Annotated in this window: 15 protein-coding genes; 2 read left to right on the top strand and 13 right to left on the bottom strand. The window is 33.9% G+C overall.

What is annotated here, in order from left to right:
• Positions 1-32: 32 nt before the first annotated feature.
• Together C4S35_RS03610 and C4S35_RS03605 are read right to left on the bottom strand one after the other, a co-directional pair.
• Positions 33-1220, bottom strand: a complete 1188-nt coding sequence (locus C4S35_RS03610; protein ID WP_103998873.1) for a pyridoxal phosphate-dependent aminotransferase — start codon at positions 1218-1220, stop codon at positions 33-35.
• A 75-nt stretch (positions 1221-1295) separates the two neighbouring features.
• Positions 1296-2390, bottom strand: coding sequence for a fatty acid desaturase family protein (locus C4S35_RS03605; RefSeq protein ID WP_103998872.1), 1095 nt, complete (start codon positions 2388-2390; stop codon positions 1296-1298).
• Between the two features lie 104 nt (positions 2391-2494).
• Here C4S35_RS03605 and rsmG point away from each other — a divergent pair, with 104 nt between their 5' ends.
• The gene (gene rsmG / locus C4S35_RS03600) at positions 2495-3124 is read left to right on the top strand and encodes a 16S rRNA (guanine(527)-N(7))-methyltransferase RsmG (RefSeq protein WP_103998871.1); all 630 of its coding nucleotides are present in this window, start codon (positions 2495-2497) and stop codon (positions 3122-3124) included.
• Between the two features lie 120 nt (positions 3125-3244).
• Here the strand turns inward: rsmG and pruA are convergent, their stop codons facing one another.
• The 3 genes from pruA to C4S35_RS03585 all read right to left on the bottom strand — a co-directional run bounded on the left by pruA (position 3245) and on the right by C4S35_RS03585 (position 6925).
• Complete coding sequence (pruA, locus tag C4S35_RS03595; RefSeq protein WP_103998870.1) at positions 3245-4873, bottom strand: L-glutamate gamma-semialdehyde dehydrogenase; 1629 nt, start codon at positions 4871-4873, stop codon at positions 3245-3247.
• A gap of 324 nt (positions 4874-5197) precedes the next feature.
• Positions 5198-5584, bottom strand: a complete 387-nt coding sequence (gene apaG, locus C4S35_RS03590; RefSeq protein WP_103998869.1) for a Co2+/Mg2+ efflux protein ApaG — start codon at positions 5582-5584, stop codon at positions 5198-5200.
• A gap of 81 nt (positions 5585-5665) precedes the next feature.
• Complete coding sequence (locus C4S35_RS03585) at positions 5666-6925, bottom strand: type IX secretion system plug protein (RefSeq protein ID WP_103999097.1); 1260 nt, start codon at positions 6923-6925, stop codon at positions 5666-5668.
• A gap of 174 nt (positions 6926-7099) precedes the next feature.
• Here C4S35_RS03585 and C4S35_RS03580 point away from each other — a divergent pair, with 174 nt between their 5' ends.
• On the top strand, positions 7100-9910 hold the full coding sequence (locus tag C4S35_RS03580) for a M16 family metallopeptidase (RefSeq protein WP_103998868.1): 2811 nt from the start codon (positions 7100-7102) through the stop codon (positions 9908-9910).
• Between the two features lie 74 nt (positions 9911-9984).
• Here C4S35_RS03580 and C4S35_RS03575 read toward each other — a convergent pair whose 3' ends face one another.
• From C4S35_RS03575 to C4S35_RS03540, 8 genes are all read right to left on the bottom strand, one after another.
• The gene (locus C4S35_RS03575) at positions 9985-10818 is read right to left on the bottom strand and encodes a class I SAM-dependent methyltransferase (RefSeq protein WP_103998867.1); all 834 of its coding nucleotides are present in this window, start codon (positions 10816-10818) and stop codon (positions 9985-9987) included.
• On the bottom strand, positions 10818-11636 hold the full coding sequence (gene map / locus C4S35_RS03570; protein ID WP_103998866.1) for a type I methionyl aminopeptidase: 819 nt from the start codon (positions 11634-11636) through the stop codon (positions 10818-10820). Before map ends, C4S35_RS03575 begins: the two co-directional genes overlap by 1 nt.
• A gap of 44 nt (positions 11637-11680) precedes the next feature.
• Positions 11681-13069 carry a TolC family protein gene (locus C4S35_RS03565; protein ID WP_103998865.1) on the bottom strand — a complete coding sequence of 463 codons (1389 nt, stop codon included), beginning with the start codon at positions 13067-13069 and terminating at the stop codon, positions 11681-11683.
• A complete protein-coding gene (locus tag C4S35_RS03560) occupies positions 13069-14415 on the bottom strand; it encodes an HlyD family secretion protein (protein ID WP_103998864.1) in 1347 nt (448 codons plus the stop codon). The genes C4S35_RS03565 and C4S35_RS03560 overlap by 1 nt, the downstream gene beginning before the upstream one ends.
• The gene (locus tag C4S35_RS03555; protein ID WP_103998863.1) at positions 14409-16079 is read right to left on the bottom strand and encodes a peptidase domain-containing ABC transporter; all 1671 of its coding nucleotides are present in this window, start codon (positions 16077-16079) and stop codon (positions 14409-14411) included. The genes C4S35_RS03560 and C4S35_RS03555 overlap by 7 nt, the downstream gene beginning before the upstream one ends.
• Positions 16080-16091: 12 nt before the next feature.
• Positions 16092-16763: a TetR/AcrR family transcriptional regulator gene (locus C4S35_RS03550; RefSeq protein ID WP_103998862.1), complete on the bottom strand. Its 672-nt coding sequence runs from the start codon at positions 16761-16763 to the stop codon at positions 16092-16094.
• Between the two features lie 125 nt (positions 16764-16888).
• On the bottom strand, positions 16889-18406 hold the full coding sequence (gene gpmI / locus C4S35_RS03545) for a 2,3-bisphosphoglycerate-independent phosphoglycerate mutase (RefSeq protein ID WP_103998861.1): 1518 nt from the start codon (positions 18404-18406) through the stop codon (positions 16889-16891).
• 140 nt (positions 18407-18546) lie between these two features.
• The gene (locus C4S35_RS03540; protein WP_103998860.1) at positions 18547-20964 is read right to left on the bottom strand and encodes a DUF5916 domain-containing protein; all 2418 of its coding nucleotides are present in this window, start codon (positions 20962-20964) and stop codon (positions 18547-18549) included.
• Positions 20965-21075 lie beyond the last annotated feature (111 nt).

Below are 21075 nucleotides of genomic sequence, written 5' to 3'. Positions count from 1 at the left end.
GATTTTCCAGCATTTGACTTTATGAGTTTTGACTATAGTGCCAAAGCATCTTTAATTCTTTTTAATGCTTCTTTCAATATCTCGTCGCTAGTTGCGTAAGAGAAACGGATACAGTCAGGATTTCCAAAAGCGTCACCCGTTACCGTTGCTACATTAGCTTCGGCCAAAAGGTACATTGATAAATCCATTGCATTTTTGATTTCGGTTCCTTTCAATGTTTTTCCGAAGAAAGATGAAACGTCTGGGAATACATAAAAAGCACCTTCAGGAACGTTGATTTTTACTCCTGGAATGTCTTTTAATAATCCAACCACTAAATCTCTGCGGCTGTGGAATGCGTCAACCATATATTTTAAAACACTTGGGTCAGCATCTAAAGCTGTAATAGTCGCACGCTGTGCAATACTGTTAGCGCCACTAGTTACTTGTCCTTGAATTTTTGTACACGCTTTAGCGATGAATTCAGGAGCTCCAATATATCCGATTCTCCATCCTGTCATGGCAAAAGCTTTGGCAACGCCATTTACAGTGATTGTTCTTTCTAGCATTCCTGGAATAGATGCGATACTGCAAAAAGTTCCTGAGAAATTGATATGCTCGTATATTTCATCAGCAACAACGTAAACGTTTGGATGTTTCTCCAATACTTTAGCTAATGCTGTTAATTCTTCTCTATTGTAAACAGATCCGCTTGGATTACAAGGAGAACTGAACCACATCATTTTTGTTTTTGGTGTAATCGCCGCTTCTAATTGTTCTGGTGTTATTTTGAAATCCGTATCTACAGAAGTTGGAACTTCTACAGGAACTCCACCGGATAATTTTACGATTTCGAAATAAGAAACCCAATAAGGTGCAGGCAAAATTACTTCATCACCGTCATTCAACATTACTTGTGCAATGTTATATAAGGATTGTTTTGCTCCTGTTGAAACTACAATTTGAGATGGTTTGTACTCTAAATTATTGTCTCTTTTAAATTTTCTACAGATTGCTTCTTTTAAATCAGCATATCCTTCCACTGGGGAATAGGTACTGTAATTTTCGTCAATCGCTTTTTTTGCCGCTTCTTTGATGAAGTCTGGCGTATTGAAATCAGGCTCGCCTAAACTTAAGCTGATAATATCTTTTCCTTGCACTTTTAGTTCTCTGGCTAAAGCTGCCATTGCTAATGTTTGTGATGTGGCTAGGTTGTTAATTCTGTCTGAAAGTGGATTCATTTTTGTTAATGGTTGTAGTTTAATATTGTGTTGATATGCATTGTAGAGATGCACTGCATTCCATCTTTAAATCGATTACGTAAGTTCTGGTTTCATTCCCAATTCTTTCAAATGTTTGAAATGAGCAACAACAGCACTTCGCATCGTTTTATATTCGTAATAAGGCAAGTTACATTCTTGAGCAGTTTCTTTAACGATTTTTGCAATTTTTCCGTAATGAACATGACTGATATTTGGAAAAATATGATGCTCTATTTGGTGATTTAATCCTCCTGTGTACCAGTTTACAATTTTGTTTTTTGGAGCAAAATTAGTCGTGGTAAATAATTGGTGAATGGCCCAAGTATTGTCCATTTCCCCTAATTCATTTGGGGACGGATTAGTGGTTTCGTCCACAACGTGTGCCAATTGAAAAACAACACTTAGAATTAATCCTGCGGTATAATGCATTACAAAAAAACCAATAAGTACTTTCCACCAAGTGATTCCTATAATGATAGGCAACACAATCCAAATAGAAACGTAAATTACTTTAGTGATTATTAAAGTGGTCCAAAGTATTTTTGGGCTCTTAGCTTCTCCGTATGATAATTTTCTTTTTAGGTAACTTCTCATTTGTTTAAAATCAGTAGTTATGGCCCAATTAAAAGTTAGTAGTCCATATAAAAAAACAGAATAATATTGTTGAAAACGGTGAAAATTATACCATTTTGCATCTTTTGTAAAACGAATTACGCGACCTGCATCTAAATCTTCATCATGACCGGGAATATTGGTATAGGTGTGGTGCAAGACATTGTGTTGTACTTGCCAGTTGTATACATTTCCGGCAAGAACATAAATAGTACCTCCCATGAATTTGTTTACCCAATTTTTATTGGAATAAGAACCGTGGTTTCCATCGTGCATTACATTCATTCCTACTCCAGCCATTCCAATTCCCATGACAATCGTTAAAAGAAGGTGTGCCCAAAAAGGCATGCCAAGTGTTAGAATTAAAAAATAAGGCGCAAGAAAAACGGTAATCAAAATTACGGTTTTCAAGTAAAGGCTCCAATTCCCAGTTTTTTGGATATTGTTTTCTTTAAAGTAATTGTTTACCCGCGAGTTAAGTGTTCTAAAAAATTTTAGATTGTCTTGCTTTGCAAATGTAGGTGCCGTATTGATCATATGATTTAATAAAGTTCAAAGGTAATTATTATAAATTTTTGGATATACAAAATTGAGACAAATATTTTAACTCTAAAGTATTACTTTTGTTAAAAAAATAGAACATGGACGAGATTCTTAAGTATTTTCCTAATTTGACTGATATTCAGAAAGATCAGTTTCAAAAATTGGATTTTCTATACCACGATTGGAACGAAAAAATAAATGTCATTTCCAGAAAAGATATTGATGCTTTATACACCAAACATATATTACATTCTTTGGGAATTGCCAAAATCATAAAATTTGAACCGGGAACTTATGTTCTTGATGTGGGAACTGGAGGAGGATTTCCTGGTATTCCTTTGGCCATTCTTTTTCCTGAAACGCGTTTTCATTTGATTGATATTATTGCAAAAAAAATCAAAGTGGTTCAGGCGGTTGCCGAAGGCTTAGAATTGAAAAATGTAAAAGCCGAGCAATTGCGTGCCGAATTAGTGAAAGGTGATTTCGATTTTATAGTGAGCCGTGCCGTGACTAATATGCCAGATTTTGTTTCTTGGGTAAAAGATAAAATTAAAAAGAAAAACAAACACGAACTGAAAAATGGGATTCTGTATCTAAAAGGAGGTAATTTAACCGAAGAATTAAAGGACTTTCCAAAAGCAACAGAATATAATTTATCCGATTTTTTTGAAGATGAATTCTTTGAAACTAAAAAAGTGGTGCATGTACCGTTGAAGTTTACGAGTTAGGTCATTGCTTCGTTACTCGCAATGACAGTAATAAAACAAACCCCCTAGAAATTCAAATCAATTGAATTTCTATGGGTTTTTACATATCTAAATGAGATTGCGTAGTTCCTCGCAATGACTTTATTCTCCTAAAAACGCGTATCTGTAATCTTCTGGAGTGATAAAAGTTTCTTTGATAGTTCTTGGAGAAGCCCAACGCAATAAGTTCAATGCTGAACCTGCTTTATCATTCGTTCCAGATGCTCTTGCACCACCAAAAGGTTGCATTCCTACAACTGCTCCAGTTGGTTTGTCATTAATATAGAAGTTACCGGCAGCATTTTGCAATTTGGTGGTCGCTTGCTCAATTGCATAGCGATCTTGACTGAAAACCGCACCTGTTAAAGCATATTCTGAAGTCGTATCAACTAATTCCAAAGTTTCTTCCCATTTGTCGTCTTCATAAACGAAAATCGTCATTACAGGTCCGAATAATTCCGTTTCCATTGTGGAGTAATGTGGATTTGTTGTTACGATAATTGTTGGTTCAATAAAATAACCAACTGATTTGTCGTAATTACCTCCAACGATAATTTCCGCATCATCATCTTTTTTGGCTTGGTCAATAAAACCAGCCAATTTATCAAATGAACCCTCGTGAATAACTGCCGTAATGAAATTTCCGAAATCTTCCGGAGAACCCATTTTCATGGATTTTGTATCTGTGATTAATTGTTCTTTTATCGCTGGCCACAAACTTCTTGGAACATACGATCTTGAAGCGGCAGAACATTTTTGACCTTGAAATTCAAAAGCACCACGAACAATTCCTGTCGCGACTTGTTTTGGATTGGCACTTGGATGTGCAATGATAAAGTCTTTTCCTCCAGTTTCTCCTACAATTCTTGGGTAGGTTTTGTAATGGTGGATGTTTGTTCCAATTTTTGCCCAAATATCTTTGAATACATGAGTTGAACCTGTAAAGTGAATTCCTGCAAAATCACTACTGGCCAAAACAGTGTCAGTAATCATCAAAGCATCTCCAAAAACAACGTTGATAACGCCATCAGGAACACCAGCTTCTTTAAATACTTCAATAATGATTTGTGCAGAGAAAACTTGGCTGTCGCTTGGTTTCCAGATCACAACATTACCCATCATTGCAGCACTTGCGGGAAGATTTCCGGCAATAGCAGTAAAGTTGAATGGAGTAATCGCGTATACAAAACCTTCAAGAGGTCTGTATTCTAAGCGGTTCCACATATCTGAATTTGAACTAGGTTGATCACCGTAAATTTGCGTCATGAATTCTACGTTGAAACGTAAGAAATCAATAAATTCACAAGATGCGTCAATTTCTGCCTGATGTATATTTTTAGATTGTGCAATCATAGTTGCAGCATTTATTCTTGCTCTGTAAGGACCTGCAATCAATTCAGCTGCTTTCAGGAAAATGGCTGCTCTTTGTTCCCAAGCCATATTTGCCCATGCTGTTTTAGCTTCCAATGCGTTTGCAATTGCTTGCTCAACATGTGCTTTTTCGGCTAAATGATAGGTTCCTACGACGTGTTTGTGATCGTGAGGAGCGGTCATATTTTTTGTGTTTCCAGTTCTAATTTCTTCGCTTCCAATATATAATGGCACATCGATTTTAGAATTCCACATTTTTGTGTAAGCTGCTTGAACAGTTGCTTTTTCTGGTGAATTTGGTGCGTATCCTTTTACTGGTTCGTTTACCGCTTTTGGTACATGAAAAAATCCTTTTAACATATTTGTAAAATTATAAAATTAGAAATCCTTGTAATGTGTTTTTAAATAATACACAAAAGTACGAAGGATTGTTTGAAAAATAGACATTTTTTGGCGTAAACTAAAAGTGAGGCTTTAAGATGGAGTGTTTTAGCCAAGATAGAAATGGAAAGCTTTTTGTGGTCTCGTTATATTTCTTATTGTGAAGTATCAGCGACTTTAGAAGCTCCTTATTTTACTTAAAAAAAATAAGTGAGGCGACGAAAACTTAAAATGAATTGCTTCACCTATTCGTACTTTCAGGCACGGGTGCTGGATGAGTTACTAAAAAAATAAAAATGAATTCTAATTCAAGGCAAAAGGAGCGCATAATCTGAAAGTAGGCACTATCACTTTGAAATTTTTTGTGGAGGTAAAATTGATCATGTTGAAATAACCCTTCATTGCGCCATAAGGAGACGACAATAAGCATCCAGAGCTGTATGTATGCAATTCACCTGGTTTAAGAACTGGTTTTTTACCAATAATTCCTTCGCCATCTACAATTTCTATGTCATTTAGAGAGTCGAAAATTTCCCAATGACGAGAAATTAACTGGACAGAATCTTTACTGTGATTTTCGATTGTAATTTCATAACTGAAAGCAAAGTGAATCTTATAGTTTTTGAAGTAGGTTCCTTCAAAACTGGTCAATACCGATATTTTTATGCCTCTTGTTATTTGAGAAACCATAATAAATAAATGATTTAGGTGCTTAATACTGACAAATTTACGAAAAATTGATTTCGTTTCCCTGTTTTTAGAAAAGTTTTTTTAGTTGATGATATTTAATGAGTTGGCAATTCCTTTCCCGATTACTCGATCATACCGATCCTTGTTTTCTCGGTAATAAACGATTACCGAATATTCATTTTCTGTTTGATAGAAATTTCCGTCAATCGCATTTTCATGGTCAATAATTCCTTTACTGTCTGCAACGGTATATTGAAAATTTGTAAATCCTTGTTTAATCAAAAGGGCTTTTTCATAGATTCCTTTTTTAGGATTATAATCCATTTTATACTCTGGGATCAGATTGTAATTATTGAACATTCCGGTGATGTAAATGTCTTTATTAATTCTGAAAGCCGCAGCCGAAAGACTAAAATATACCCAGACATAATCGGCTTCGATTTCGTTCTTTTCAGCATTAATGTTTTTAACCACAAAATTCCCATTGATATCTTCGGTAACAGAATAGGGGAAATTAGTTCGGGCATTATTGGTATATAAATAGGAACCGTAGATTTCATTATCTGCATTTACTCTGGCAACATTATTATTTGCTGCCCGAATATCTTTATTTTCAAAATATAAAAACTCATTTCCAGCCCAAAATTGGGTTTGAGTATCATATTTATAGACTAAATCATTCCCGATGGTATATTGAGGGGCAATGTTTTTAATAGCATTGTTGAACTGTCCATTTTGAAGCAACATGATTTTTACATTTTTTAATGGATTTTGAAATGTAATGGTATTGGATTTTACAGTAAATTCTAAGTTGTGTTTAAAATCTAAATTACTGACGGTTCGCGCTCTTTTTACTTGAATAGGCACGGTAGCTAAATCTTCATAGAGAATGAATTTTCGGGAAAAAATAACTTCTTTACCTTCATTTAAAATTTTGAGAATGTAATTTCCGCTAAGTAGTAATTGTGTAAATTGATTTGGGATCGATAATCTATAGTGCGAATAGATTTGCAAGGTGTTGAAAGAATTAGTGTAATCTATGATTCTTTGGTTATCAAAACCTTTTAAATACTCGCTTTTAGGTATTTCCGAAGGTGTCCAATTGTAGTCACAATGCGTTATTTCGTAATAATAGTTTGCCTCGTTGCCAAACAAATCATCAAATTGCAGTTGAAATCCCTCTCCTAATTTTACTATCGGAATTACATTTTGGTTGCTTTGCGAAAAAGAAATGGTCTTTATATTATACGGTGGAACTACTTCATTTTCTGCTTGCGCAAAAGTGTAACAAGAGAAAAAAAGTAGGAATAGCGAAAATATTTTGAAAAAGGTTTTTATCATCTTTTTTGTTGCTTGTGCCTTGTAAATATAGTAATTCGAATTCATTTTAATTAGGGTGTTGGTGGGATAAAAACGCAAAATTAATTTGTGCGTAATTTCCGTTAAATTTTTCATAATAATTGATGAAAATTAAAATTTTATTTTTTAGTTTTGACTAAAAATAAACCAAACAGTATGAAACAACTTAGTAAATTAGCTTTGGGGCTATTACTATTTCCAGCTGCGATTTTCGCACAGGAAATTGATTATTCAAAAGCAATTCCTTTTGATTCCAGTGTAAAAACAGGAAAACTTAAAAATGGTCTTACTTATTACATCAAGAAAAATGCCAAACCAGAGAACAAAGTCGATTTAAGACTTGTTATCAACGCAGGTTCTATCCTTGAGAATGACGATCAACAAGGGCTGGCTCACTTCATGGAGCACATGAGTTTTAATGGAACGAAGCGTTTTCCAAAAAACAAATTGGTTGATTATCTACAAAGTATTGGTGTGAAATTTGGGCAACATTTAAATGCTTACACGAGTTTCGACGAAACAGTTTATTTTCTTCCAATACCTTCAGATAGCCCAGAAAAATTAGAGAATGGTTTTAATATCATTGAAGATTGGGCCTTTAATGCAAACCTGACTCCAGAGGAAATTGATAAAGAAAGAGGTGTTGTGCTTGAAGAATACCGGTTGGGCCTTGGCGCTCAAAAAAGAATGATGGGTCGTTATTTGCCAAAAATGATGTACAAATCACATTATGCGGATCGTCTGCCAATTGGTAAAAAAGAAATTTTACAAAATTTTAAATACGACAAAATTGTAAGTTTCTATAAAGATTGGTACCGCCCAGATTTAATGAGCGTAATTGTTGTTGGAGACATTGATGTAGCCGAAATGGAGAAAAAAGTTATTGCTCACTTCGCAAACTATCAGAATCCTAAAAATGAAAAACCAAGAAAAACTTTTGAGGTGCCAAATCACAAAGAAACTTTCGTAGCAATTGAAAGTGATAAAGAGGCAACAAGCGCGCAAGTTCAATTGGTATATAAGGATTATGGTATGCCAAAACCCGTTGTAACTATTAAGGATTTTAAAGATTATGTAGTTGAAGGGCTATTTACCACCATGTTGAATTCAAGGTTGGGCGAGTTGTCTAATTCAGCCACACCGCCGTTTACCTATGGATATTCCTATCACGGTAAAACTTTTGCCAGAAACAAAAAAGCGTATCAGTCAGTAGCAATGTCCCAAGAAGATAAGCAATTAGATGCTTTGAAGGTTTTGGTTACTGAGAATGAAAGAGCTAAGAAATTTGGTTTTACGCAAGGAGAATTAGATCGATCAAAAGCAGAATTTTTAGCAACTATCGAAAAATCATATAATGATAGAAATAAAACTAATTCTGAAAGTTTTGTTGGTGAATACCAAGCTAATTTCTTAGAAAAAGAACCAACTCCAGGAATTGAATGGACATTTGGTACAATGAAACAAATTTTGCCTACAATTGAGTTGAAAGATGTAAATAATTTTATAAAAGAATATATAAAAGATGATAATCGAGTTATTATTCTAACGGGACCGGAAAAAGCAGGTCTTAAAAAACCTTCAGAGCAAGACGTTTTGAATGCATTAAAAGTGAATGTTGACCAAATTAAACCTTATGAAGATGTAGCTGTGGCAAAAGGCCTTTTGAGAGCAGACATTGTTTCAGGAACTATCATTAAAAGAGAAAGTAATGATATTATGGGTACAAAAACGTTGTTTCTTTCTAATGGAGCTAAAGTTACTTATAAAAACACCGATTTTAAAAATGATGAGATTCTTTTTGAAGCAGTAAGTTTTGGTGGAAGCAATTTGTATTCTAACGATGTGATGAAAAAAGTTCAGTTTGCCAATGGAGCCCTTACGGAAGCTGGTTTCTCAGGTTTAAAATTAAATGACATCAATAAATTCATGACAGGTAAAATCGCCAGTGTAAATCCTTATATCGGAAATACAACTGAAGGTTTGAGAGGGAAAACTACTCCTAAGGATTTAGAGTATTTGTTCCAAATGACGCATGCTTATTTTACAGATTTAAATTTAGACGTAACTGCTTTTGAGGGATACAAGCAAAAACAATCTGCTTTTTTTAAAAATATGGCATCACAACCCGGATTCTTTTTTCAACAGGAGTTTTTAAGTTATTTAAACAAGGAAAATCCAAGATTTAATGGCTTGATTCCAAATGAAAAAACTTGGGGAGAAACGGATTATACATTAGCGTACAATAAATATAAAGAGCGTTTTGCCAATTCAGGAGATTTTGAATTTTATTTCGTTGGAAATGTAGATGACAAAACAATGGAAGCATATGCTACTAAATATTTAGCTTCTTTGCCTTCTACAGATAAAAAAGAAAAAGCCACTGATTTAGGGTACAGAATGCTAAAAGGTGATTTGAAAAAAGTGGTAAATAAAGGGACTGATCCGAAAAGTTCTGTAACTATCATGTATTATGGTGATGCTATTTATTCTGAAAAAGAAGCTGCAGCTATGGAAGCTTTAGGAGAAGTTTTGACTATAAAATTAATTGAAGAATTAAGAGAAAATGAAAGCGGAGTTTACGGAATCAACGCAAGAGGAAGTATGAATAAAGTGCCAAATGGTTCTTATAATTTTAGTATAGGGTTTCCATGTGGTCCAGAAAATACGGAGAAATTAACGGCTTCGGCATTAAAAGAATTGCAAAAAATAATTGACAACGGACCTGAAGCAAAAGATGTTGTTAAATTTAAGGAAGCGGAATTGCTTGACTACAAAAAGAATATTAAAGATAATAGATACTGGTTGAGCAATTTTACGAAATCATTTGTAAATGGAACAAATCCAAGTGAGATTCTTCAAACGGAAGCAAAAATCAGTGAAATAACTGCAAAAGACATTCAGAATGTTGCCAAAAAATATCTGACAAAAGATAAAGTGGTTGGAATGTTAATGCCGGAGAAAAGCTAATGACCTTTATTATTTAATACTAGAAAGCCCGCTAAATATTTTTAGCGGGCTTTTTATTTATTGGCTGTACTTGTTTATTTAAAACATACTGGAATAATTTCCCCTTTGGCCAAACAATATTTTTCTACTAATTCAAGTGCTATTTTATTGGTGTAATCTTCTTCTATTACTTTAAAGCCGATGCTTCTTAATTTATCAAAATAATCTCGCCCATAAATACGAACGTGATCGTATTGTCCAAAGATTTTAGCGCGTTCCTTCTGATCTGTAATGGTATCATCAGCAAAAGTAGTGGTTCTGGACAAATCCTGTGGAATTTGTAAAATCGCCATTCCGCCAGGTTTCAAAACCCGATATAACTCCTGCATTGCCTTAGTATCATCCGGAATATGCTCCAAAACGTGATTGCAAAGTATCACATCATATTGATTGTCCTCGAAAGGCAAATCGCAAATATCTGCTTTCACATCGGCCAAGGGCGAAAATAAATCGGTTGTGGTGTAATCCAGATTTTTTTGATTTCGAAACAATTTATAAAACGCTTGTTCCGGTGCAAAATGCAATACTTTTAATGCTGAATTTGTCTCAGCATCTCTTAATTTTATTTTTTTAGGATTACTAACGGTAGAATCTGAAGCGAGTTGAGATTGAAAAAAATCAGTTTCCTCATTTAAATACAACCATAATAAACGGTGTCTCTCTAATGAAAGTGTACTTGGCGAAAGCACGTTGTTTCTTTGTGTTCCGTAACCGTAAGGAAGAAACATTTTGAAACTTTTCCCGTCAATAGGATCAGTGAATGTATTCCCTTTTAATGCAAAGGCAAGAACGGGACGCGCTACATAACTTAATCGTATCAATAATGGACGGGGGATGGTATTGAGTATTAATTTAAAAAGTTTTTTCATTACAATACCAAAGGTGTTTTTCTAAATTCATCCTCTTCATTACTTACAATCCCTAACGCTTTATAAATGTATCCAAAAGTAGATAGAATCTCCGGCTTCCCGTCGATAATTGCAACATCATGTTCAAAGTGCGCGCTTGGTTTTCCATCGGCAGAAAGGATTGTCCAACCGTCTTTAAGTTGTTTGATATTTCGTGTTCCTAGATTTATCATAGGTTCAATTGCCACTACCATTCCTTCGACAAAAAGCTTTCCTCTTCCTTTTTTACCATAGTTAGGCATTTCTGGATCTTCATGCATTTTTTGTCCAACGCCATGTCCCACTAATTCACGAACGACGCCATAACCATGGGCTTCGGTATATCGCTGAATTGCATTTCCCACATCTTCAACACGATTCCCTAATCTCAATTCTCGAATTCCTACATATAGAGATTCCTTGGTTATTTGCAATAATTTTTTGGTTTCCGGAGCAACTTCGCCAATTTCAAAACTATACGCATGATCTCCATGGTATCCATTTTTATAAGCGCCACAATCTACTGAGATTACGTCGCCACTCTCTAATGGTTTGTTATTTGGAATTCCATGGACTACTTGTGCGTTCGGACTCATACAAAGTGAGTTTGGGAAACCATATAATCCAAGAAAACTTGGTTCAGCTCCGTGGTCACGAATGAATTCTTCGGCTAATTTGTCCAAATATAAAGTGGTTACTCCTTCTTTTATTTCAGAAGCAATCATTCCTAATGTTTTTGATACGATCAATGCACTTTCGCGCATCAATTCTATTTCTTCACGTGATTTTACTATAATCATAATTTCGAATTTTCAGTTTGCAAAAGTACGATTTTATAAATTATTTAATCCGGATTGGCCATAATTTTAAAAAGCTCTGAATTTGAGATGTAAAATCGGTTCTCTAAAGCAATTTGAGAAAGTTGTGCGCTGACTAAATTATTTTCCCGTGTATTGATTAAAAACAAGGAACTTTCTCCAAAGGAGAATAAGCGTTCTTCAGAATTGAGCATGGTCATGTTATCCTGAACTAAATCTTTAATGAGGTCTTTCTGTATTAAAAGGGAAGCAATCTCCAGTTTCTGAGCATTGATTTTATTAGTCAATTGTACTTTTTCTAAATCCAATACAAATTCAGTTTCTTGTACTTTGTATTTTGCCAATTTCAAACTTCCACGCTCTTTTCTTAGAAATAAAGGAAAATAAAAATCCAAGCCTATTTTGTAATCCTGAAATTGATAATTATCTAGGTAACTGGGTTCCGCTAAATAGGAGTAGCCCACATCAATTTTTGGTAAAAGCATATTGGCTTTCAATTTTTTTTCCACATTAAGTATATCGATTTTGCTTTGTAGTGCATTTATTTTTGGATGATTGGTGATGGAGAAATCAGTATTCAACAAATCATTTGTTTTTAAACTTTCCTGAATCGTGAATTCTAATTGTGTTTCGGGAATCAGTTCCTCTGCTAATTCAAGCGGAATATTGTTTTCCAACCAAAGAAAGTTGGCAATTTCTAATTTGGCTTTAGCTAATTTAAGCTTGGAATCTTCTAAATTCAATAGTCGGTTTTTCACAATGATTCCTGCTTCAATACTGTCAATTGCAGGCTTATCTCCTTGTATTATTAAAGTTCTAATTCCTTTGAAACGTGTTTGCGCATTTTTATTATAGTCTTCATACAACTTTACTTCGTTGAAGTTTTTCTTCCAATTAAAATAAGTTAAAGAGGCATCATACAAAACTGCTATTGCTTGCAATTTTCTTTCTGATTGGCTCAATTTCATTTGCATTTTTGCTTTACGAACATCTGCCATTCTTTGGTTAATGAATAATCCTTGTCCAAGTGGAACGGTTACCCCTACCGAAGTTAATCCTTGATTAGGAAGTGTGTTTTGGGGATTCAAATAAACACCTTCACTGTTGTCAAAACCCGCTTTAATCTCAATACCATACCAAGTTGGTATTTTGAAACTACTGTTCAAAATCGAATAATATTCCTTGTCTTTGAATTGTTTTTTGCTGAAATCTACCTCGATTTTTGGGTCAAATCCACCACGTGCCATCATTAAATTGGCTTGTGCTTTATTGATTTCTAAGTTGGCATTTTTAACTAATGGATGGTATTTTTTTACATAGCCCAGAAATTCGGTATAGGTGAATTCTTTAGTAGCAAATTCTTGCCCAAAAGCGGCAAAACCAAATAATAAAAAAGCGAAAAGGAGTTGTTTCATTATTTCTTTTCTTTTGTTATTTTTGTTGAAGTTTTATAATAATTAGGAGGAAAACCATTCAGTGTTCGCCATATTTCAAACCATATTGGGACATTGTCTAATAATGCAATAGTTTGGGCTCCGGAACCAATGCTTAATTGTTTAGGCCAATTTGCCTCGGAAGAATCAGGTGCAATTAATACTCTGTATTTGCCATTTTCACTGATGAAATTTTCGATGGCTACGATTTTACCCCCAAAAGTGCCATAAGACATATCTGGCCATCCTGAAAAAACAATTGTAGGCCATCCGTCAAACCATACACGTACTTTTTCTCCTTTGCTTATTAAAGGCAAATCGATTGGATTTACAAATGTTTCCACAGCAATATCATAATCAGATGGCATGATTGTAGCGATAGGAGTGCCTTCTTTTATGGTTTCCCCTATACCGGATTGCAGCGCCCTGTTGATGTAACCATTTTGTGCGGCTTTGATATAATACATTCCGTTGCGAATACTGTAATTAGCATATTGATTTTCTAATTTATTGACTTGTGCATCAGTATCATATTGATTACTTAAAGCCGTGAATTTATCACTGTTGACTTTAGATACTTTTTCTGAATACTCAGCAGTTATCCTGTTGATTTCTACTTTAGCATTTATAAATTCATTTTTGCTGGTTAAGTATTTGTTCTCTTGTGTAATGATTTTTGCTTCAACTTCTTGAAGTTTTAATTTCTTGTCTTCGGTATCGCTTAATGGTTTTAAACCTTCTTTGTTGAGTTGTAATGACCGGTTGTATTGGGTGTTTGCAATTTTTAATTGCGTTTTAACGGCAACCAGATCCATACTGTCGCTTTTTATTTTCAAAAGCGATTGTTTGATTTTGTTTTGTGCTTGTTCTAGTTTTAAAGTTTTCTCAGTTTCAATAGCTTGAATTTGACTCGAAAGAGTGTTTACTTTTGAACCATAAGATTGCAAAGATTGTTTCTTGGCATTTATTTGTTTTTTGGTATTTTCGACTAAATTAGGATCCATGTAATCCTCTTTAATCTCCGATATAAAAAGAATTGTATCGCCTTTATTGACAAAATTACCCTCTTGAACATACCATTTTTCAATTCGACCGGAAATAACACTTTGAATGGATTGGGGCCTTTGACTAGGTTTTAATGTTGTTACCGCTCCAGTTCCTGAAATGTTTTGTGTCCAAGGTAAGAAGAGAGCAATTAATCCAATTATTGAAACTCCCGCAATAATTCTGTTCAAGATTTTATAATGCGGCCTGTTTCCTAAATTTTTAACTGTTTCATATCGATCAAGTGACTGTAGTTTTGTTTTGTTTTCGGATATGTTTAGCATGATGTATTAGTTTTTGAGTCGAGTTGAATTAATCCGTTTTTCATGATAATTCTTCGGCTGCATTTGGTTTTCCAATGCGGATTTTTTGAGGAAACTATAATGGTCCATTTATTTGCATCATCAGTGATAAAATCAATAATTTCATTAGCTACTTTTTCATCCATGGTATCAGTTGGATCTTCGTAAAAAAGTATTTTAGGCTTGCGAATTATACTTCTTGCTAATAAAATCTTTTGTGCATTAGAAGAAGATAATTGTTTTCCCTCCGGAAAAATCCTTGAATCTAATCCTTTGGGTAATGATTTTATAAATGTGCTGAGTTGAACACCATCAATTGCCCATTTTATATCTTCAAACGGTATTGTTGCATCGTTAAAAGTAATATTTTCTAATATAGTACCTTCAAATGGAGTTTCACTATGGATTATGCTGCCTATCTGAGATCGGTATTGTTTCATGTTTATGTTTCTAAAAGTATCATCATTGATGTAGAAAGAACCAGATATAGGTTGTATTAAACCAGATAGTAATCGAATAAGGGTTGTTTTTCCTGAACCATTCTCTCCTTCAATTGCTATTTTTTCTCCTTGCTCAATTTTGACAGTGATTGCATTTAGAACGTCGTTTTCGGAATCAGGAAATTTAAATTTAATATTTTCTGTTTCCAAAATGATATTCGTGTAGCACGTTTCGTTTTTAATTATTGTGTCTTGTTCTAATTCTAAATCAGTTACTTGTCCTATTTTTTCGATAGAAGTTAGTACATCGTACAAGGTTTCCAGTCCGATAATTATTTTTTCAACCGAATTAATGACTAACAGAATAATGATTTCTGAAGCAACAAACTGTCCGATATTCATTTGCTGAGACAATACTAAAAAACCTCCTATCGATAATAAACTAGCAGTAATAATGATTTTAAAAACAATTAATTGAGTGAATTGTCTTTTGATTATATCAAAATGTTTTTCTCGGTTGCTGAGATAATCGGCTACGATAGAGTTGTTTTTTTGGAGAGCAAAATCATAATTAAGTTCATTTCTGAAACTGAAATTATTTCGCGCCATTTCCTGCAACCAGCCAGCAACTTTGTACTTAAATTTTGATTCTTTCATGCTGGTTTCCAATCCTGATTTATACGAAAATTTGAAAATGAAATAGAGCAAAAAAAGCAGTAACATTCCAAAAATAATGAAGTAAGGGTGGTATAATGACAACAATAGTATTCCAAAAACAATTTGAAGCAAGGCTGCTGAAAAATCGATTAATAACTTTGAAGTTCCTTTTTGAATTGTCATAGTGTCAAAAAATCGATTGGCTAATTCAGGCGGATAGTTATTGTATAACTGGTCTGGTTTTATTTTAGGTAGGCGTGCCGCAAATTCAAAAGCAGAACGGACAAATATTTTTTGTTGTAAGTTTTCGGTAATTCGCAGTTGCATTAGAGATAAAACACCTACCAAAGCTACACCAAAAACAACCAATATAATAAGTACAATCCAAGAAGCACTGACTCTTCCAGATTGAATAAAATTGATAATCGCCTGAATTCCTAATGGAAGCGACAAACTGATTAATCCAGCAAAAATGGCATAGAAAAATATCTGAGAAACATCTTTTTTGTCTAATTCGAGTAAGTTGTAAAATCGTTTTAAAGAAGTCATAATTATTTTTTTTTAGCGTAAAACGTTTTCTGTAAGGTTAAGATAGAACTGGGTTGTGCTTATGGAGCTGTTACAATTGGTTATGGTTGTTAAATGATCGGTCAAAAAATGTTGGTGTAAACTGCCCTCCACAATTGTTGATACTAGCGATTTTGCATACGGATAGGTAGGATTAACCTCGTTTACAATAGTTACAATTCTACTAATAACTCTTTTATAAATCATGAAAAAACCTTCTTTGTTTTCTTGATCGACCTCTTTAGTATGAAGCGTTTTTGTAAATTCGGCAATAATGATTTTGTTCAAAATAGCCTCATTGATATGTTCGGTGCTGCTGTCATCTGCTACTTTTTCGGTAACAATAGTTATTGCTTTTCTGAGTTTTTCTTTTGGATCAGTAATATTTGTCGTGGCAAAAACTAGTTTATATTCCATCCAGCTCCAATACCAAGACGATAAATAAACCAATAGTTTGTGTTTATTTTCAAAATAGCGGTAAAGAGAACTTTCATTAGAACCAATTTTTTCGCCAAGCTTTTTGAAAGTAAAATTGTCAAATCCAATTTCATCAATTAAAAGGATGCTGTTTTCTATAATTTTTTTTCCTAAAGGGGTCATTTCTGGATCCTTAACATAGATTTTTTCGTTGACTTGTATTTTTATATTCGATAATATTGCATACATAGGTAATTCTATTTTTATGCAAATATAATAGTATTACTATTAGTAATGAAATTTTAACTTTTAATTATAAAAAAAAAACCACTCGATTGGAGTAGCTTTTTGATGAACATACGAATTAATTAGACTTACAATAAAGAATGACAGGTCATCACTGCCGGTTTTTCAACTCCCATCAATTCTAAAATTGTTGGAGCGATATCACCTAAAACGCCATCATGAATTTCTTTCAAATCTTTGTCTACTAAAATAATTGGCACAGGATTCGTGGTGTGCGCTGTATTAGGACTTCCATCAGGATTAATCATAGTTTCGCAATTTCCGTGATCTGCAATTACAATAGTCGTATAATTATGAGCCAGCGCTGTTAATATTACTCTTTCAACACATTTATCAACGGCTTCACATGCTTTTATTGCAGCACTCATAATTCCGGTATGACCTACCATATCGCCATTTGCAAAATTAAGACACACAAAATCCACTTCTTCTTTTTCAAGTTCAGGAACCAAAGCATCAGTCAATTCGAATGCGCTCATTTCTGGTTGTAAGTCATAAGTAGCTACCTTTGGTGAATTTTTCAAAATCCGACATTCACCAGCAAAAGGTAATTCTCTACCACCAGAAAAGAAGAAAGTCACGTGGGGATATTTCTCGGTTTCAGCAATGCGAATTTGTTTTTTGTGTGCTTTTTCTAAAACTTCACCAAGGGTTTCGGTAATGTTATCTTTATTATACACAACTTTTACGTTTTTGTACGTTTCGTCATAATTGGTAAGCGTTACATAATACAAATTCAATTTGTGCATGTTTTGTTCATGACAATCCATTTGAGTAAGAACTTCAGTAAGTTCCCTTCCTCTGTCAGTTCTGAAATTGAAGAATATAACAACATCATCTTCTTCAATAGTAGCTAGTGGTTGGTCATATTCATCAACCATAACCATTGGATGAATAAATTCATCAGTTACATTAACTTCATAACTTTCTTCAATTGAAGCAACAGCGTTTGTAGAATGTGTTCCAATTCCGTTTACCAATAAATCGTAGGCGAGTTTTATTCTTTCCCAACGTCGGTCACGATCCATCGAATAATATCGTCCAATTACCGAAGCTATTTTAACAGTTGTATTTTCAATGTACGATTGCAAATCCTGAATATAGTTTTTACCGGATTTTGGATCAACATCACGACCGTCAGTAAAGGCATGAACGAAAACTTTTTGCAGCCCGTATTGTTGTGTTGCATCAATTAAACCTCGCAAGTGTGAAGTATGGGAGTGAACACCACCATCAGAAACCAGTCCTAGAAAGTGTACTTTTTTATTGTTTTCTTTAGCATATATAAAAGCATCAACTAATACTTGTTCTTTTGCCAAAGTGTTATTTGCAACGGCAAGGTTTATCTTGGCTAAATCCTGATATACTATTCGGCCAGCACCTAAGTTCATGTGTCCTACTTCGCTATTTCCCATTTGTCCTTCTGGCAATCCTACATTTAAGCCATCAGTTCTAAGTTGCGCGCTTGGAAAATTTTTGTAAAGACTATTTATAAATGGAATATTTGCATTATCGATTGCAGACACTTTCGGGTCAGGAGATTTTCCCCAACCGTCTAATATCATTAGAATTACTTTTTTGTTCATTATAATATATTTTATACAAAGATAAAGTATTTCTAAAAATGTTCGAAGTAATCAAAACGACTATTATACATTCAGGAATTAACATCGTCAAAAAACAATAATTTTGTTAAAGAAAAGGTCTTTTTTTGAAATTAATGCAACTAAAATTTATTTTTCACTTCGTTGTAGTCAATAAAATAACGAAGGCTTATGGAAAAAACGTGTTTTAGTTGATCATTAGTCAATAAAGTAGTGACTTTTTTCCCAAAATCTTTATCTATTTCTCTCTGAAAATTGGCCGCATTATTTCTGTATAAAATGGAAATTTCACTTCCTGGGGCGAACCACCAAGAATAGGAGATGTCACCATTCCAAGAGAAAAAACTAGAGTTCTTATTTTGGGTGTAAGTAGTATAATCCGCTAATCGGCCGTTTTGTTGCAATGATAAGAAGTTTTTGTTTTCGGCATAGGACCAATAATGACGCAGGGAAAGATTAAAAGTCATTTTACTGTTTATAGAATATTTCCCGGAAAGTGAGTTGGAATAGGTAATGACATTTCGATTGGCAAAAATAATGGCATTAGCCGTAGATGCATTTAAATCATCATCAATACTGTCTACAAAACCTTTATTATTGTTCTGTCTAAAAAAGTTAAAGTTGTAATTCAACGAAAATTTGTCATTGAAACGGTATCTTGGGCCTATGTCAATGCCAAAAGAATTTCTTCCGGGTTCACTCAATACAGCAAATGAAGGATTGATGTCGATAGCAAACTTATTATTGTAATTTGAAGAAAAGTAGAACCATCCGCCCAATCTTTTTGGAGAAATCAAATACCTGTTTTCCGTTCTGGATTCATAATAATCATGGGATTCAATTGGACTGGCATTTATCCCTAAACCAAAAAAATGGTTTTTTTTGTTAGTCGAATTGATGTTTAGATTGAGCCTATTTCCTTGAATTTTTCCAGTCTCTTTTTGAAACTGGGTGTACAGATTGAGATTTACTCGGAACGAATTGAAATATTTTGTTGGATTTAAAATTCGATAACTTGCATTTCCATTTATTGAATAATAGTTGGTTTCAAAATTGATTCCTAAGTCATTATTATCGAAATTTTTTGACACTATTTCTGTTCCTACACTGTATCGGTATTTTCCGGAAGTTTCGCCAAAGTTCAACGATGTTACTGTTCCTTTTTTATCTTGAAGGTCATTTATGTAACTGTATTTGAAGTTTCCGGAAAGATTATAAGTGTTTTTCTTGGTATTTAAATCCCAAACTAATGCGGAAACATTTCCATCCCGAAAACTGCCATTTCTAGTAACATTAGTATTGATAAATGAAACAGAAGAGTTTTTTCGGAAACGCTGATCCAAAACCAAAACGTTATAGTTTGCTAGTGGTTCAACCACTTCTTTCCTTATTTCTTGAGTATTGTTGTTTTGTATGGATGCATAAGTTTTTTCAGTAACTGCATTTAAAATTCCTATTCCAAGACCATTCTTTGTTCTACCTGAAACTTTTAAAGCATTGATAAGATTAACGCTTGAAGGATTTTCAATAATTTTCTCGTTGCTGGAAAAGGTTGGATAATTTGATGGCCTTCCGCCAATTCTTCTGGAATACAATAAATTTCCTTTGCTAAATAAATCAGTTCCTTCTGTAAAAAAAGGTCTATTTTCATTGAATTGTTGTTCGAACGGACCTAAATTTAAAATTTGATCATCGTATTTTGTCTGTCCAAAATCTGGAATAAGAATCATGTCCAGCGTAAAAGCATCATTAATTCCGTATTTTATATCCAAACCACCTTTAATGGTACCGTAAGTTTTTTGCCCCTTACCTGCATTTACATAAAAAGAGGAATAAGGCAGTAAAAAGAGTCGAGTAGGGGGTTTTATGTTTTCAATCCCTTCCAGAGTTCCACTTTGCTGGGTGAAAGTTCCAAGTTTGGAATCAATAAAGTTCCAAGAGTATTTGTGTTTGTCGCGTTGTATTTCTCTAAAAAAGTTAAGTCCCCAAGTTTGTTTGTTTTCACTCGAAAAACGAAGTGCAGCATAAGGAATTCGCATTTCAACAACCCAGCCAAAATCAGTGATTACGGCTTTGCTTTTCCAGACTGCATCCCAAGAATAATCTTCTCCAGTGGTATCTGTTCCTAGACAGTCTGCCTGTCCATCTGATGCTGAAACAATAAAACGAAAATCTTGTTGCCCGTCATTAAAACCATTTATAAAAACCCCAAAAAGATCCGAGGACCCAAAATTATCTCGTTGTGAAATTTCTTTCATGATTTTGGTTGGTTCGTTGTCATACATTAATGCCGCAACATAGATGGCGTCATTGTCATATAAAACTTTTACTTCAGTTTTTTTATTTTCTGGAATTGCCTTGCCGTTATCAGGCTCAAACATAATGAAATCTGACGCTATTGGAGCTGATTTCCATGCTTCTTCCTCTATTTTTCCATCAATGGTTATGTTTTCTGAAATAGACTTAGTTTGCAATGTTTTTTTTTGGCCATAGCCAAGCATTGAAACGCAGAGAACGATTGTAAGAAGTAATTTTCTCATGTAATTTTGATTGATATGGTTGATTGATGAAATTTTATTCTTTTGATTTAATTTTAATAATAGACTATGTTTTTAAAAATTTGTTACAGTTTTTTAAGAAAAAGTTAAGCT

It is taken from the genome of Flavobacterium urumqiense (genome assembly GCF_900108015.1).
Taxonomy (GTDB): domain Bacteria; phylum Bacteroidota; class Bacteroidia; order Flavobacteriales; family Flavobacteriaceae; genus Flavobacterium; species Flavobacterium urumqiense.
Note: the sequence above shows the minus strand (reverse complement) of the source record. Positions and strands in the feature narration are given on the sequence as shown.

Coding starts and splice junctions, on each gene's coding strand:
- C4S35_RS03610 (WP_103998873.1), bottom strand. CDS start 1,220: ATGAATCCACTTTCAGACAGAATTAACAACCTAGCCACATCACAAACA.
- C4S35_RS03605 (WP_103998872.1), bottom strand. CDS start 2,390: ATGATCAATACGGCACCTACATTTGCAAAGCAAGACAATCTAAAATTT.
- rsmG (WP_103998871.1), top strand. CDS start 2,495: ATGGACGAGATTCTTAAGTATTTTCCTAATTTGACTGATATTCAGAAA.
- pruA (WP_103998870.1), bottom strand. CDS start 4,873: ATGTTAAAAGGATTTTTTCATGTACCAAAAGCGGTAAACGAACCAGTA.
- apaG (WP_103998869.1), bottom strand. CDS start 5,584: ATGGTTTCTCAAATAACAAGAGGCATAAAAATATCGGTATTGACCAGT.
- C4S35_RS03585 (WP_103999097.1), bottom strand. CDS start 6,925: ATGATAAAAACCTTTTTCAAAATATTTTCGCTATTCCTACTTTTTTTC.
- C4S35_RS03580 (WP_103998868.1), top strand. CDS start 7,100: ATGAAACAACTTAGTAAATTAGCTTTGGGGCTATTACTATTTCCAGCT.
- C4S35_RS03575 (WP_103998867.1), bottom strand. CDS start 10,818: ATGAAAAAACTTTTTAAATTAATACTCAATACCATCCCCCGTCCATTA.
- map (WP_103998866.1), bottom strand. CDS start 11,636: ATGATTATAGTAAAATCACGTGAAGAAATAGAATTGATGCGCGAAAGT.
- C4S35_RS03565 (WP_103998865.1), bottom strand. CDS start 13,069: ATGAAACAACTCCTTTTCGCTTTTTTATTATTTGGTTTTGCCGCTTTT.
- C4S35_RS03560 (WP_103998864.1), bottom strand. CDS start 14,415: ATGCTAAACATATCCGAAAACAAAACAAAACTACAGTCACTTGATCGA.
- C4S35_RS03555 (WP_103998863.1), bottom strand. CDS start 16,079: ATGACTTCTTTAAAACGATTTTACAACTTACTCGAATTAGACAAAAAA.
- C4S35_RS03550 (WP_103998862.1), bottom strand. CDS start 16,763: ATGTATGCAATATTATCGAATATAAAAATACAAGTCAACGAAAAAATC.
- gpmI (WP_103998861.1), bottom strand. CDS start 18,406: ATGAACAAAAAAGTAATTCTAATGATATTAGACGGTTGGGGAAAATCT.
- C4S35_RS03540 (WP_103998860.1), bottom strand. CDS start 20,964: ATGAGAAAATTACTTCTTACAATCGTTCTCTGCGTTTCAATGCTTGGC.